Consider the following 13,630-nt stretch of genomic DNA (forward strand, 5'->3'; position numbering starts at 1 on the left):
ACGCAGATGCGCGGCGTCGGGGTATTGGGGTTGTTGCTGGATCGGCAGGGCACGCCAGCTGTCAGGGCTCCACGGTTGGCTCATCACGGTCTCGAGTTTTCTACGCACGGAAGGGCATGGTATCAGCAAATTAGTGCGTGACCTGTTCCCGCCCCATCGCCGACAATCGCCGCTTTGCCACGGCACCATAGCGGTGCCATCGCGTCACCGCGCCCGGTGACCATCAGGAGACGAAATGACTGAGGAGCGCGTCGAGCATCTGCTCGCCGAAGTACAGGATGAGTTCGGCGTGATTCGCGTGCTGGAAGTGGCTGATTACCGCTTTCTGGAGTTCGGTGATGCCATCGAGCAAAGCTGCGTGTTTACCGCCGATCCGAGCTGGCTGGAATACGACTACACCCGGGCGATGCTGATTGGCGCGCTGTGCCACGAGCAACCGGAGAGCGCGCTGTTCCTCGGCCTCGGTGCCGGCACGCTGACCCAGGCCTGCCTCAAGTTCCTGCCGCTGGAGGACGTCGAAGCCATCGAACTGCGCCCGGACGTACCGCGTCTGGCGATCGAATACCTCGGGCTGGACGACGATCCGCGGCTGTACATTCGTGTTGGCGATGCGCTGGAGTTGTTACCGACGGCCGAGCCAGCAGATCTGATTTTCGTCGATCTGTATACCGATGTCGGTCCTGGCGTCGGGCATCTGGCCTGGAGTTTCCTCGGTGACTGTCAGAAACGCCTGAATCCGGGCGGCTGGCTGGTGATCAACCAGTGGGCCACCGATGACGGCAAACCGTTGGGCGCCGCGCTGTTGCGCGGGCTCTATCACCGGCATTACTGGGAACTGCCGGTGAAGGAGGGCAATGTGATTCTGATTGTGCCGGCGGACCTCGATCAGGCGCTGGACATGCAGGCGCTGACTGCGCGGGCTGCAGCCCTGGCGCCGCGGTTGGGGTATTCGTTGCAGTCGTTGATCAATGCGATTCGCCCGGCGACCTGAGTTGTCAGTGATGGCCCCTTCGCGAGCAAGCTCGCTCCCACAGGGTTAGCGTCGGTCACAAAATCCGTGAACGACCTGGTCACTGTGGGAGTGAGCTTGCTCGCGAAGGGGCCTCAAGACCACCACAGATTCATATTCCTTTGAAGATGCCGTGTCGCCGCTCCACCAGCGACCGTACTCCCTCTTTGGCATCTTCACTGGCCAGCAACTTCTTCACCAGCGCCGGCAACCCTTGCGCCGCCGCTGTCTCACCTTCATAGCGCGCCTGCCGTGCCGACATCAACGTCGCCTGCACCCCCAGCGGTGCCTGCCGGGCAATCCGTTCGGCCAGTTCAATCGCTCGCGGCAACAAGTCTTCGCTGGCCATCACTTCCTGCACCAATCCCAGGCGCAGCGCATCGTGGGCATCGAACTCATCGCCGGTCAGCAGCCAGCGCATGGCATTGCCCCAGCCGGCGACCTGATGAAAACGTAACGTCGCGCCACCAAAAGGAAAAATCCCACGCTGCACTTCCATTTGCGCGAAGCGGGTATTGCTCGCGCAGAGGTTGATGTCCGCCGCCAGCATCAGCTCGATGCCGATGGTCAGGCAATAACCCTGCGCGGCGACAATCACCGGTTTGCTGACCCGTGGTCCGACGAAAACACCCCACGGGTCGCAACCGCCGGTCGGAACCTGCCAGCCTTCGGCCAGTGCGGCACTGGCGTTGACCAGATCCAGGCCGGCGGTGAAGTGCTCGCCGTGACCGAACACCACGGCAACCCGTGCTTCGTTGTCGGCCTCGAACTCGCCGTAGGCCAGGCTCAGTTCGTTGAGCAGGTCGAGGTCGAAGGCGTTGCGTTTGGCGGCTCGATCCAGGCCGATCAGGTGGACATGACCACGACGTTCACGGCTGACGCGGCCGGCGCAGGGCTGATTCATGGCTAAATCCTCGGACGGGAAGGGCGGGTACAGCGACGGTATGTCGCAGCTCGGTGAATCGTTTAAGCGTCATCGCCCGCAGGGCCGGGCCCTTGAAAAATAGACCTTCGCCCGATTATCCGCAAAACCCCGTTACACGGCGGTGACACACGGATTCAGGCAATAAAAAAAGCTCCCTTTTTGGGCAAATTCCGGTATAGTGCGCGCCGGCCTTTAACCGGGCCGCGTTTAGGTAGCGCAATTCCCCGAAGTCAGCTTCGGCTGCACGTCCGCACTGCGGGCTCTTCCTTGACGATTCTTTTTCATTCATACGTTTTCGCAAATCCCCGCCGACAAAGCTGCCAGGGCGACTCTTGAGTCTCAACACGGCATGTGCAGCTTTGGAGCATGGGTCTTTGCGGATGCACTTAGAGGCAGACCCATGACCCAGGAAATCGGCGGCTTCGCCGCTCTTGAACTTCATCCTAATATTGTCGCTGCAGTAGTCGCTACCGGCTATGAAGAGCCTTCGGCCATTCAGCAGCAGTCGATCCCGATCATCCTCGCCGGTCACGATATGATTGGTCAGGCGCAAACCGGTACCGGTAAAACCGCTGCCTTTGCCCTGCCTATCCTGCACCGCATTGATCCGTCCAAGCGCGAGCCGCAAGCTCTGATCCTGGCCCCAACTCGTGAGTTGGCGCTACAAGTTGCAACCGCTTTCGAAACCTACGCCAAGCAAATGCCGGGCGTAACTGTTGTGGCTGTCTACGGCGGCGCGCCGATGGGCCCACAATTGAAAGCAATCCGTAATGGCGCACAGATCGTTGTCGCCACACCGGGCCGTCTGTGCGACCACCTGCGTCGCGACGAAAAAGTCCTCGCTACCGTGAACCACCTGGTTCTGGACGAAGCAGACGAAATGCTCAAACTCGGTTTCATGGACGACCTGGAAGTGATCTTCAAGGCCATGCCGGAAACCCGTCAGACCGTATTGTTCTCGGCGACCCTGCCGCAGTCGATCCGTGCCATCGCCGAGCGTCACCTGCGCGATCCGAAGCACGTGAAGATCCAGAGCAAGACCCAGACCGTTACCGCGATCGAACAGGCTCACCTGTTGGTTCACGCTGACCAGAAGACTTCGGCCGTTCTCAGCTTGCTGGAAGTGGAAGATTTCGACGCTCTGATCATGTTCGTACGCACCAAGCAAGCGACCCTGGATCTGGCCAGCGCCCTCGACGCCAAAGGCTACAAAGCCGCGGCGCTGAACGGTGACATCGCCCAGAACCAGCGTGAGCGCGTCATCGACTCGCTGAAAGATGGCCGTCTGGACATCGTTGTCGCGACCGACGTAGCTGCTCGTGGTCTGGACGTTCCGCGCATCACTCACGTGTTCAACGTGGACATGCCGTACGACCCGGAATCCTACGTGCACCGTATCGGCCGTACCGGCCGTGCCGGTCGCGAAGGTCGTGCGCTGCTGCTGGTGACTCCACGTGAGCGCCGCATGCTGCAAGTGATCGAGCGTGTCACCGGTCAGAAGGTGGCTGAAGTTCGCCTGCCGGACGCTCAAGCCGTTCTCGATGCACGCATCAAGAAACTGACCAACAGCCTGTCGCCGCTGGTCGCTGATGCCGAATCGACTCACGGTGAGCTGCTGGATCGTCTGACCGCTGACATCGGTTGCACTCCGCGTGCACTGGCTGCAGCCCTGCTGCGCAAGGCTACCAACGGTCAGGCGCTGAACCTGGCAGCGATCGAGAAGGAACGTCCACTGGTGCCGAACAACGCACCGCGTGGCGACCGTCCTGAGCGTTCCGGTGACCGTCCTGATCGTGGTGATCGCGAGCGTCGCGCGCCAATGCCTCTGGGCGAAGGCCGTGCCCGTTGCCGTACCGCGCTGGGTGCGCGTGACGGTATCGCCGCCAAGAACCTGCTGGGCGCCATCCTCAACGAAGGCGGTCTGGCCCGTGAAGCGATCGGTCGCATCCAGGTGCGTGACAGCTTCAGCCTCGTCGAGCTGCCGGAAGATGGTCTGGACAAACTCCTGACCAAGCTGAAGGACACTCGCGTTGCTGGCAAGCAGTTGAAGCTGCGTCGCTATCGCGAAGATTGATCCGCCCTTGGGCTGATTGATCGAACAAAAAAATCCCCGACTGGTTCGGGGATTTTTTTTGCCTGCTGCCCGGGTTCACACCAAACCCTGTGGGAGCTGGCTTGCCAGCGATGACGTCAGCCGAAGCGATAGATATCCATCCCCAGCGCACCCATCGTGAATCCCTGATGCGCCACACTGAATTCACCCCCCGCGCCCCGGGCGAAATACAACGGCAACAAATGCTCATCACTCGGATGGCTGCGCACCGCATTCGGTGCTTGCTGACGGTAGTCTTGCAGCGCCGCCTCATCATTTGCCGCCAGCTTGTCGATCATCCAGTCGCGAAAATCCCGTGCCCATGGCGCGACGCTCTCCGGACCCGCATGCCAATCCAGTTCCCGCAGGTTATGGGTGATGCTCCCGGACCCGATCAGCAAAATTCCCTGATCACGCAGCCCTGCCAGCGCACGGCCGACCCGGGTTTGCAGTGCCGGACCACCACGAGTCGGTAGTGAAACCTGCACCACCGGGATATCCGCCTGCGGGTACATCAACGACAACGGCACCCACGCGCCATGATCGAACGGCCGTTGTGGGTCGAGGCGTGCAGGCAGATGCGCGGCGTTCAGCAGTTCGGTGACTTCGGTCGCCAGTTGCGGATCGCCCGGTGCCGGGTACTGCACTTCAAACAGCGCCCGAGGAAAGCCGCCGAAGTCGTGCCAGGTTTCGGGCTGTGGATGACTGCTGACCAGCAATTCGTCGCTCTCCCAATGGGCAGAGACGATCACGATGGCTTTGGGACGGGGCAGCTCGGCGGCCAGTCGGGCCAGTGCCGGGCCGCTGGCGCCGGGCTCGAGAGCGAGCATGGGCGAACCATGGGAAATAAACAGGCTGGGAAACATGGAGGGATTCCTGAGCGTTAAGATGAGCCATCTTCGGTCAGTACATTGATCTAAATCTAATATAAGTTTTAACGCATTTTGATCGGTTTTTTGGGAGTGATGCATGCAGCCTGAGTTTTGGCACAAAAAGTGGGCGTCGAATCAGATCGGCTTTCATCTGTCGGCGGTGAATCCGTATTTGCAACGGCACTGGCCGGATCTGTCGATCCCGGCAACGGCGCGGGTGCTTGTGCCTCTGTGCGGGAAAAGTCTGGATCTGGCGTGGCTGGCAGGGCGCGGTCATCAGGTGCTCGGGATCGAACTGTCGGAAAAGGCCATTGAGGACTTTTTCAACGAGCACCAGATACAGCCGCAGATCAGCGAGAAGGGCGCATTCAAGGTCTATCGCAGTGATGCCATCGAGTTGTGGTGCGGCGATTTCTTTGCGCTGACGGCGAGCGATGTGGCGGATTGCGTGGCCTTTTACGACCGCGCCGCGCTGATTGCCTTGCCCGCGCCGATGCGTGAGCGCTATGCGGCGCATCTTCAGCAGATCCTGCCGCAGGGTGTGCAAGGGGTGTTGATTACGCTGGATTACGATCAGGCGCAGATACCGGGTCCGCCATTTGCGGTGGGGGATGATGAGGTAAAGCGGTTGCTCGGGGATCTCTGGCAGGTGCAGGCGCTGGAAGAGCGGGATGTGCTGGGTGAGAGCTGGAAGTTTCTGCAGGCAGGCGTGACGCGGCTGGAGGAGCGGGTTTACCGGGTTTCTGGCCGATAGATTTTTTATTGGCAGGGCCGGCCTCATCGCTGGCAAGCCAGCTCCCACAGTGATCCGTGTTGTATCAGAGATCCAGATAACAGCACAAAAGCCTGTGGGAGCAGCTTGCCAGCGATGGGGTCAGAACAGGCAATCCATTATCCCGAGCACAAAAAAGGCCCGCATCGCTGCGGGCCTTTTCGTTACAGATTGATCAACCGCGACGACGCAGCGCGTCGATACGCTCTTCCAGCGGTGGGTGGCTCATGAACATACGGGCAAAGCCCTGTTTGATGCCACCGTTGATGCCAAAGGCGTTCAGGGTGTCCGGCATGTGCACCGGCAGGCCCTGTTCGGCGCGCAGGCGTTGCAGGGCGCCGATCATGGCATTGGTGCCAGCCAGGCGTGCACCGGCTTCGTCGGCACGGAATTCACGTTTGCGCGAGAACCACATGACGATCGCGCTGGCGAGAATGCCCAGCACCAGTTCGGCGAAGATGGTCGCCACGTAGTAGGCGATGCCCTGGCCTTCTTCGTTCTTGAAGATCACCTTGTCGACGAAGTTGCCGATGATCCGTGCGAAGAACATCACGAAAGTGTTCACCACGCCCTGAATCAGTGCCAGGGTAACCATGTCACCGTTGGCCACGTGACCGATTTCGTGGGCCAGCACCGCTTTCACCTCGTCGGGCGAAAAGCGCTCCAGCAGACCCTGGCTGACCGCGACCAGCGCGTCGTTCTTGTTCCAGCCGGTGGCGAAGGCGTTTGCTTCGTAGGCCGGGAAGATACCGACTTCGGGCATCTTGATCCCGGCTTCGCGGGACAGTTGCTCCACCGTTTGCAGCAGCCATTGCTCATGCCGGGTACGTGGCTGGCTGATGATCTGGGTGCCGGTGCTCATTTTCGCCATCCACTTGGAGATGAACAGCGAGAACAGGGAGCCGGCGAAACCAAAGACCGCACAGAAAACCAGCAGCTGACTAAGGTCGAGATCAACCCCGTTGGCCGCCATGAACCCGTTGAAGCCGAACAGGCTCAGGGTGATGCTGGCTATCAGCACGACCGCCAGGTTAGTGGCCAAAAACAGCAGGATGCGCATCATGGTTATAGAAATCTCCTCAAGCTAAAGATGTAGCGTACTGCGGGGTATATAAGGTGCTGCACCGGGCTATTCAACCGAGTGACTATTTCAAACTGTGTCCTACAGCCAATTCCCCGGTATGAAGGACAATTCTCACCGCCAATATCGAAACGGATGACGCGCGGCAGCGACCCGTCGCCATTACGCCAAGTGCGGATGAGCTGTTCGAATCGCAAGTGTAGAAGGGCTGTGGAAGTGCGGTTCACAGAAGTGTTGCTGAATCAGACAGTGCGCAACGTTCGGGCCGTTGCGCACTGCTGGCCAGTTACTGGCGGTACGACTTGAGGAAGTTGCCGATGCGGCCGATGGCCATTTCCAGGTCATCGACGCGGGGCAGGGTGACGACACGGAAGTGATCCGGCCACGGCCAGTTGAACGCCGTGCCTTGCACCACCAGCAGCTTTTCCGAGAGCAGCAGGTCGAGGACGAATTTTTCGTCGTTGTGGATCGGGCAGACCTTCGGGTCGATTTTCGGGAACGCGTACAGCGCGCCCATCGGCTTGACGCAGCTCACGCCCGGAATGTCGTTGAGCAACTCCCAGGTGCGATTGCGTTGTTCCAGCAGGCGACCCTGCGGCAACACCAGGTCGTTGATGCTCTGGTAGCCGCCCAAGGCGGTCTGGATGGCGTGCTGGCTCGGTACGTTGGCGCACAGGCGCATGTTGGCGAGCATGTCGATGCCTTCGATGTAGCTCTGGGCGTTGTGCTTCGGTCCGGAAATGGCGATCCAGCCGGAGCGGAAACCGGCCACTCGATAGGACTTGGACAGGCCGTTGAAGGTCAGGCACAGCAGGTCGGGCGCCAGCGAAGCGGTGCAGATGTGCACGGCGTCGTCGTACAGGATCTTGTCGTAGATTTCGTCGGAGAACACCACCAGGTTGTGTGCCCGGGCAATTTCCAGCATGCCCAGCAGGACTTCCTTCGAATACACCGCACCGGTCGGGTTGTTCGGGTTGATGATCACCATCGCTTTGGTGTTCGGGGTGATCTTGGCCTTGATGTCGGCCAGGTCCGGGAACCAGCCAGCGCCTTCGTCGCACAGGTAATGCACGGCGTTGCCACCGGCAAGGCTCACGGCAGCGGTCCACAGCGGATAGTCCGGGGCCGGCACCAGCACTTCGTCACCGTTGTTGAGCAATGCCTGCAACGACATCACGATCAGCTCGGAAACACCGTTGCCCAGGTAGATGTCTTCGATGCCGACACCTTCGACCTGCTTCTGCTGGTAGTACTGCATCACGGCCTTGCGCGCGCTGAACAGGCCTTTGGAGTCGCTGTAGCCTTGCGCGGTCGGCAGGTTGCGGATCACATCCTGAAGGATTTCGTCCGGCGCTTCGAAACCAAATGGCGCCGGGTTGCCGATGTTCAGCTTGAGGATGCGCTGGCCTTCCTCCTCCAGTCGTTTGGCGTGCTTGAGCACCGGGCCGCGAATGTCGTAGCAGACGTTGGCGAGCTTGTTCGATTTGCTGAACTGCATGGCGATGTGATCCCGAAAATGAACGATCCAGACGGCGAATGGACAACCGTACTGGGATTCCTGCGTCTTCGCACAGGCGGAGTCTTGCGCCGTGGCGCCGAGAATCCGTTTGAATGCGCCCGGTCTGACTGCCAGACTGGCGTGTGACGAGGCGCAATCATACGTGCCACCCGATCCGTGGAAAAGGTACAGATCGGGCTTTTTCAGCCGCTGAGGTGTGATGATGGAAAAGTTGGAAAAAACCCTGGAAGAATGGCGTGCGATGCTCGACCCCGAGCAATACAACGTGTGCCGTCTGAGTGCCACCGAACGACCGTTCTCCGGCAAATACAACGCCACCAAAACCGACGGTGTTTATCACTGTGTCTGCTGTAACGAGCCGCTGTTCGATTCCACGACCAAATTCGATTCCGGCTGCGGCTGGCCGAGCTTCTACGCGCCGATCGGCGCAAGCGCCATGACCGAAATCCGTGACACCAGCCACGGCATGATTCGCACCGAAGTGAAATGCGCCCGTTGCGATGCGCACCTGGGGCACGTATTCCCGGACGGCCCGCCGCCGACCGGTTTGCGTTATTGCATCAATTCGGTGTGCCTGAACCTTGAACCGCGCGAATGAACTTCACGTTTGAACGGTTTGATTGAACCTCGGCAGGAGCTGCCGAAGGCTGCGATCTTTTGATCTTCAAGACAAATCGAAAGATCGTCCGAATGCGGCCCGAGCCTTTGGCGGTTCCTGCGGGGAACGATTTCAAATATTAAATTGCACACAATTTAATTGCTCGCTATGTTTGGCCTTCGCCGATAACCCGAGGACCTCGTGCCATGAGCGACAACCTGCTGAATATTCCGTGCACCACCATCAAGGGTGAGCAAAAGACTCTGGCTGATTTCGCTGGCAAAGCGGTGCTGGTGGTCAATACCGCCAGCAAATGCGGTTTCACTCCGCAATACAAAGGCCTTGAGCAACTTTGGCAGACCTACAAGGACCAGGGCCTGGTCGTGCTGGGTTTCCCGTGTAATCAATTTGGCAAGCAAGAGCCGGGCAATGAAGGCGCGATCAGCGAGTTCTGCGAGCTTAACTACGGCGTCAGTTTCCCGCTGTTCAAGAAGATCGACGTCAACGGTGCCGAGGCCCATCCGCTGTTCGTGCAGTTGAAAAAACGTGCCCCGGGTGTGCTCGGCTCCCAGGGCATCAAGTGGAACTTCACCAAGTTCCTGATCGGCAAGGACGGCCAGTTGGTCAAGCGTTTCTCCCCGGCCACCAAGCCGCAGGACCTGACTGGCGAGATCGAAGCCCTGCTCAAATGAACCGCCTGCCCGTCGATTCGCTGAAGCTCGACAGCCAGTTGTGCTTCAAGTTGTATGCCGCGTCCCGGGCGGTGATTCGTGCTTACAAGCCGATGCTCGATGAGCTTGGCCTGACCTATCCGCAATACCTGGCGATGCTGGTGTTGTGGGAGTGGCAGGATTGCGCGCCGGAGCAACCGACGGTCAAGGCGCTGGGTGAGCGCCTGGCCCTGGATTCCGGGACGCTGACGCCCTTGCTCAAGCGGCTGGAGCAGTTGCAACTGGTGCAGCGTCGACGTTCGGCGCGCGATGAACGTGAAGTGCACTTGAGCCTGACCCCGGCAGGTCAGGCGCTGCGTGAGCAGGTCGGGCCGCTCAAGGCGCGCCTGCTATGCGACAGCGGGGTCGATCTGGATCGCCTCAACGACTTGCGCCACGGTCTCGATCATCTGCTGGGGCAGATCAAGGCGCTGTCGTAGCCGGAATCCATTGATCGAGCAGGGCTGCCAGTTCTTCCCGGCGGAACGGCTTGGCCAGATAGTCGCTCATGCCCGCTGCCCGGCAGCGTTCGCGCTCCTCGGACATGGCGTTGGCGGTCAGGGCGATGATCGGCAGGTCCGGCCAGCGTCCGCTCTGGCGGATCTGCCGGCTGGCTTCGTAGCCGTCCATCACCGGCATGTTGCAGTCCATCAGCACCAAATCGAACGAGTGATACTCCAGTTGATCCAGCGCCTCGGCACCGTGGGCAGCCACCACGACGTCGCAGCCCAGTTTGCCGAGCATGCCCTTGGCCACCAGTTGGTTGACCGGATTGTCCTCGACCAGCAGCACCAGCCCGCGCCGCACGTTGGGGGTTGTTTCCAGGCGAGTATCGTGGATGGCCGCGGTGTCGGGTTGCAGGGTGCGGCGCAGATTCTGATAGAGCGCATTGCGTGCCAGCGGACGCGCCTGTTGCTGCAGTGGCGCAAGGGCCGCCGCTTCTTCGCTGGGCAGGAAACTGCCGTAAGCGGTCACCAGCAGGATCGGGGCGGTGAGGGTCGGACGCAGCCCGAACAGGCATTCCGGGCAATCGGTGATCAAAACGTCAGGCGTCAGACCGAGCAGTGAATCCTCGATGGTGCGTTGCTCGTATTCAAGGCCCCAGGCCGGCAGCAGGCTTTTCAGCAATTCGGCCAGGCCACTGCTGGCGGCGGTGATGGCCAGTACTTTGCCGTGCAATGGCGCGGGGGGCAGTGCCCGGGTGTGGCAGGGCAACGGCAGTTCGGCACAGAACTGGCTGCCGAAACCGGTCTCGGAGCTGATGGTCAGGCGCCCTTGCATCGCTTCGCACAGGTTGTACGTCAGCGCCAGTCCGAGCCCGGTACCACCGTACTGGCGCGTAATGCCGGCACCGGCCTGGGTGAACGGCTGGAAGATCCTGACCTGCGCTTCCTGGGCAATGCCGATACCGGTGTCGCAGACTTCGATGCGCACGCCGTCGTTATAGGTCGACAGGCGCACATCCACGCGACCGAAACGGGTGAATTTCAGCGCGTTGGACAACAGGTTGCTGACGATCTGCCGTACGCGGGTCGGGTCTCCCAGTACCAGCGCCGGGAAGTACGGATCGATCAGGCAGGTCAGTTCAACGCTCGGTGCGGCGTTCTGCGACAACAGGTTGGCCGTGTCCTCGATCAGCGAACCCAGATCGAACGGGATGTGCTCGAGCTCCAGTTGCCCGGCATCGAATTTCGACAGGTCGAGAATATCGTTGAGCAGTTCCACCAGCACCTTGCCCGAGTCGTGGGCGATCGAAAGCTGTTGCTGTTGCTCGGCATTCAACGGCCCGTCGAGGGACAGTGCGATCATCCCCAGCAGACCGTTGAGCGGCGTGCGGATTTCATGGCTCATGTTGGCGAGGAACGCCGATCGCGCTTCGGCCATTTCCAGTGCGGTGCGGCGGGCGACTTCGAGCTCCTCGTTGGACTGACTGAGCCGGGCATTGATTGCCTTGAGCTCGGCGGTGCGCGCCGAGACAATGTGTTCCAGTTGGCCGAGGTAGTCGGTCAGACGGTTTTCGGCGTTGCGCCGCTGCTGGATCTCGGTGGCGATATTTTCGAATTGTTGATTGGCCACTTTGACCAGCACACCGATTTCGTCATTGGCGTGTCCGCCCGGACAGATCAGTGAGGTCGGTTCGGCGCTGCGTGGATCGCGCCCGCTGAGTTCGCGAATCACCCGCACCAGCGGTTTGGTCAGCATCACGTAGAACAACGCCAGCAACAGGCCGGTGAGGATCAGGCTGCGGGCGAAACCGTTGAACAGGGTAATCTCGGCGCGGCGCAGAAAGCGGCTGCCGAATGCGTAGGTATCGACTTCAAGGCTCAACACCCCCAACGATTCGTTGGGCAGATGATCCAGGTACAGGCGATCCTCGAACTGGCGCTTGGCGCCGAACAGAAAATCGCTGATCACCCGGTAGCCGCTTTGCAGTTCCGGACGTTTGACGCTGGCCAGCACGTTACTGTTGTTGTCGGTCAGCTGCGCGGAGATGATCGCCGGTGAGCGCAACAGGCCCAGGGTGAGTTCCTGCGCGAGTTCGGCGTCGATGTTGTAGGCGATGCGTGATGCCGGATTGTGGCTGATTTCCAGCAAGGACAGGATTTCACGGTTGATGGAGGCGTCTTCGCTGGCATAATCGATGCCTATTTGCAGCAGACTGAGCAGCGTGCCCAGAATAAACCCGACCAGCACAGTCAGCCTGGCTTGCTTGTATGACAGCCGGTGGGTGAATTTGATATCCATGGGGTGTTGAACCACTTCCGTTTCCCTTCGCTGCTCAAGCATAGTCGATCATGTCTCGAAACCGAGGTTCCCGAATCGCCTTGTAACAAGGCGCGGCGCGGGATTATTGATCTGATTGTCGTCGCTGGATCACCATCATCACTGTGAACGTGCCCGAGGAGAAGACGTGGATTCCCGATTGAATGCTTTTCTTGAGCGCGCCGAGTCGGTTCTGGCGCGGATCGAGCCGCTGTTGCCGGCACCGCGTCCCGTCATTGACTGGAGCACCTGCCTGGCGGCGCGCTGGCAGCGCGACGGGCGCAGCGGGTATCTGCTGCCGCTGGAAGTCAGTCTCGACATGCGCCTGAGCGACCTGATCGGTGTTGATCGGCAGCTTGAGCAACTGGGTCGCAACACACAGCAATTCCTTGACGGCATGCCGGCCAACCATGCCTTGCTCTGGGGCTCGCGCGGTACCGGCAAATCGTCGCTGGTGCGGGCGCTGCTCGCCGAACACGCCGGGGCGGGTCTGCGCCTGATCGAAATCGAGCGTGACCATCTGGCCGACCTGCCGCGTGTGGTCGAGCAGATCGCCAAGTTGCCGCAACGGTTCGTGCTGTTCTGTGATGACTTGTCGTTCGAGTCCGGTGAAGGCGATTACCGCGTGCTCAAAAGTGTGCTCGACGGCTCGCTGGAGCAGGCGCCGGACAACGTCTTGCTGTACGCCACTTCCAACCGCCGCCATCTGGTGCCGGAGAAGGAAAGTGACAACGAAAACTGGAAACGCGTCGATGGTGAGCTGCACCCCAGCGAGGCCGTGGAAGACAAGATCGCGCTGTCGGACCGTTTCGGTCTATGGCTGTCGTTTTACCCGTTTACCCAGGAACATTTCCTCAACGTCGTCGAGCACTGGATCGGTCAGTTGGCCGCCAAGGCCGGTTTGAGCTGGCAGCGCGACGAAGCACTGGACATCCTCGCCGTGCGTTGGGCCACCGGCCGCGGTAACCGCAACGGACGTTGCGCGTACCAATTCGCCCGTTACTGGGTGGGACTGAAATTGTTGGAGCACAAGGCATGATTGATTTGCAACAAAGCGGCCAGGGCCTCGAAGGCTATGGCATGTTGGCCGCGCAACTGGAATCGCTGCTGGCGGACGAGCGCGATTTCATCGCCAACGCCGCGCAGTTTTCGGCGTTTCTGTTCAACCAGCTCGAGGACCTGAACTGGGCCGGTTTCTACCTCAACCGCAACGAAGAGCTGGTGCTCGGCCCGTTTCAGGGCCAGATCGCCTGCGTGCGCATTCCGTTTGGACGCGGTGTGTGCGGCGC

14 protein-coding genes are annotated in these 13,630 nt (G+C 60.4%); 8 read left to right on the forward strand and 6 right to left on the reverse strand.

From position 1 onward, the window contains the following. On the reverse strand, positions 1-84 hold an 84-nt coding region (locus DBR24_RS31200), incomplete at its 3' end, for a 3-deoxy-7-phosphoheptulonate synthase (protein WP_146188923.1). Between the two features lie 151 nt (positions 85-235). Between DBR24_RS31200 and DBR24_RS00830 the strand changes: the two genes are divergently transcribed. Beyond that, entirely contained in the window at positions 236-991 is a 756-nt protein-coding gene (locus DBR24_RS00830) for a spermidine synthase (RefSeq protein WP_128613599.1), read from the forward strand. A 130-nt stretch (positions 992-1,121) separates the two neighbouring features. Here DBR24_RS00830 and DBR24_RS00835 read toward each other — a convergent pair whose 3' ends face one another. Then, positions 1,122-1,913 (reverse strand): crotonase/enoyl-CoA hydratase family protein, encoded by a 792-nt coding sequence (locus DBR24_RS00835; protein WP_128613600.1) that lies wholly within the window; start codon positions 1,911-1,913, stop codon positions 1,122-1,124. A 421-nt stretch (positions 1,914-2,334) separates the two neighbouring features. Between DBR24_RS00835 and DBR24_RS00845 the strand changes: the two genes are divergently transcribed. Further along, positions 2,335-4,008 carry a DEAD/DEAH box helicase gene (locus DBR24_RS00845; protein WP_007964821.1) on the forward strand — a complete coding sequence of 558 codons (1,674 nt, stop codon included), beginning with the start codon at positions 2,335-2,337 and terminating at the stop codon, positions 4,006-4,008. 116 nt (positions 4,009-4,124) lie between these two features. Here the strand turns inward: DBR24_RS00845 and DBR24_RS00850 are convergent, their stop codons facing one another. After that, a complete protein-coding gene (locus DBR24_RS00850; RefSeq protein ID WP_128613601.1) occupies positions 4,125-4,892 on the reverse strand; it encodes a class III extradiol ring-cleavage dioxygenase in 768 nt (255 codons plus the stop codon). Between the two features lie 103 nt (positions 4,893-4,995). Here DBR24_RS00850 and DBR24_RS00855 point away from each other — a divergent pair, with 103 nt between their 5' ends. Then, positions 4,996-5,652 carry a thiopurine S-methyltransferase gene (locus DBR24_RS00855; protein ID WP_128613602.1) on the forward strand — a complete coding sequence of 219 codons (657 nt, stop codon included), beginning with the start codon at positions 4,996-4,998 and terminating at the stop codon, positions 5,650-5,652. A 193-nt stretch (positions 5,653-5,845) separates the two neighbouring features. Here DBR24_RS00855 and htpX read toward each other — a convergent pair whose 3' ends face one another. Both htpX and DBR24_RS00865 read right to left on the reverse strand, forming a co-directional pair. Beyond that, positions 5,846-6,733 (reverse strand): protease HtpX, encoded by an 888-nt coding sequence (htpX, locus tag DBR24_RS00860; RefSeq protein WP_123466521.1) that lies wholly within the window; start codon positions 6,731-6,733, stop codon positions 5,846-5,848. 304 nt (positions 6,734-7,037) lie between these two features. After that, positions 7,038-8,249 (reverse strand): pyridoxal phosphate-dependent aminotransferase, encoded by a 1,212-nt coding sequence (locus DBR24_RS00865; protein WP_123466519.1) that lies wholly within the window; start codon positions 8,247-8,249, stop codon positions 7,038-7,040. 223 nt (positions 8,250-8,472) lie between these two features. Here DBR24_RS00865 and msrB point away from each other — a divergent pair, with 223 nt between their 5' ends. The 3 genes from msrB to DBR24_RS00880 all read left to right on the forward strand — a co-directional run bounded on the left by msrB (position 8,473) and on the right by DBR24_RS00880 (position 10,018). After that, complete coding sequence (gene msrB / locus DBR24_RS00870) at positions 8,473-8,868, forward strand: peptide-methionine (R)-S-oxide reductase MsrB (protein ID WP_123466517.1); 396 nt, start codon at positions 8,473-8,475, stop codon at positions 8,866-8,868. A 206-nt stretch (positions 8,869-9,074) separates the two neighbouring features. Further along, a complete protein-coding gene (locus DBR24_RS00875; protein ID WP_123466515.1) occupies positions 9,075-9,560 on the forward strand; it encodes a glutathione peroxidase in 486 nt (161 codons plus the stop codon). Continuing rightward, positions 9,557-10,018 (forward strand): MarR family winged helix-turn-helix transcriptional regulator, encoded by a 462-nt coding sequence (locus DBR24_RS00880; protein WP_123466513.1) that lies wholly within the window; start codon positions 9,557-9,559, stop codon positions 10,016-10,018. The genes DBR24_RS00875 and DBR24_RS00880 overlap by 4 nt, the downstream gene beginning before the upstream one ends. Here DBR24_RS00880 and DBR24_RS00885 read toward each other — a convergent pair. Further along, a complete protein-coding gene (locus DBR24_RS00885) occupies positions 10,002-12,323 on the reverse strand; it encodes a response regulator (RefSeq protein ID WP_128613603.1) in 2,322 nt (773 codons plus the stop codon). The genes DBR24_RS00880 and DBR24_RS00885 overlap by 17 nt on opposite strands. 166 nt (positions 12,324-12,489) lie before the next feature. Here DBR24_RS00885 and DBR24_RS00890 point away from each other — a divergent pair, with 166 nt between their 5' ends. Beyond that, complete coding sequence (locus DBR24_RS00890; protein ID WP_123466509.1) at positions 12,490-13,380, forward strand: ATP-binding protein; 891 nt, start codon at positions 12,490-12,492, stop codon at positions 13,378-13,380. Further along, the coding region (locus DBR24_RS00895; RefSeq protein ID WP_371921211.1) for a GAF domain-containing protein at positions 13,377-13,630 on the forward strand (254 nt) is incomplete at its 3' end. The genes DBR24_RS00890 and DBR24_RS00895, both read left to right, overlap by 4 nt.

This window comes from Pseudomonas sp. HMWF006 (genome assembly GCF_003061205.1).
Taxonomy (GTDB): domain Bacteria; phylum Pseudomonadota; class Gammaproteobacteria; order Pseudomonadales; family Pseudomonadaceae; genus Aquipseudomonas; species Aquipseudomonas monsensis.

Coding starts and splice junctions, on each gene's coding strand:
- DBR24_RS00830 (WP_128613599.1), top strand. CDS start 236: ATGACTGAGGAGCGCGTCGAGCATCTGCTCGCCGAAGTACAGGATGAG.
- DBR24_RS00835 (WP_128613600.1), bottom strand. CDS start 1,913: ATGAATCAGCCCTGCGCCGGCCGCGTCAGCCGTGAACGTCGTGGTCAT.
- DBR24_RS00845 (WP_007964821.1), top strand. CDS start 2,335: ATGACCCAGGAAATCGGCGGCTTCGCCGCTCTTGAACTTCATCCTAAT.
- DBR24_RS00850 (WP_128613601.1), bottom strand. CDS start 4,892: ATGTTTCCCAGCCTGTTTATTTCCCATGGTTCGCCCATGCTCGCTCTC.
- DBR24_RS00855 (WP_128613602.1), top strand. CDS start 4,996: ATGCAGCCTGAGTTTTGGCACAAAAAGTGGGCGTCGAATCAGATCGGC.
- htpX (WP_123466521.1), bottom strand. CDS start 6,733: ATGATGCGCATCCTGCTGTTTTTGGCCACTAACCTGGCGGTCGTGCTG.
- DBR24_RS00865 (WP_123466519.1), bottom strand. CDS start 8,249: ATGCAGTTCAGCAAATCGAACAAGCTCGCCAACGTCTGCTACGACATT.
- msrB (WP_123466517.1), top strand. CDS start 8,473: ATGGAAAAGTTGGAAAAAACCCTGGAAGAATGGCGTGCGATGCTCGAC.
- DBR24_RS00875 (WP_123466515.1), top strand. CDS start 9,075: ATGAGCGACAACCTGCTGAATATTCCGTGCACCACCATCAAGGGTGAG.
- DBR24_RS00880 (WP_123466513.1), top strand. CDS start 9,557: ATGAACCGCCTGCCCGTCGATTCGCTGAAGCTCGACAGCCAGTTGTGC.
- DBR24_RS00885 (WP_128613603.1), bottom strand. CDS start 12,323: ATGGATATCAAATTCACCCACCGGCTGTCATACAAGCAAGCCAGGCTG.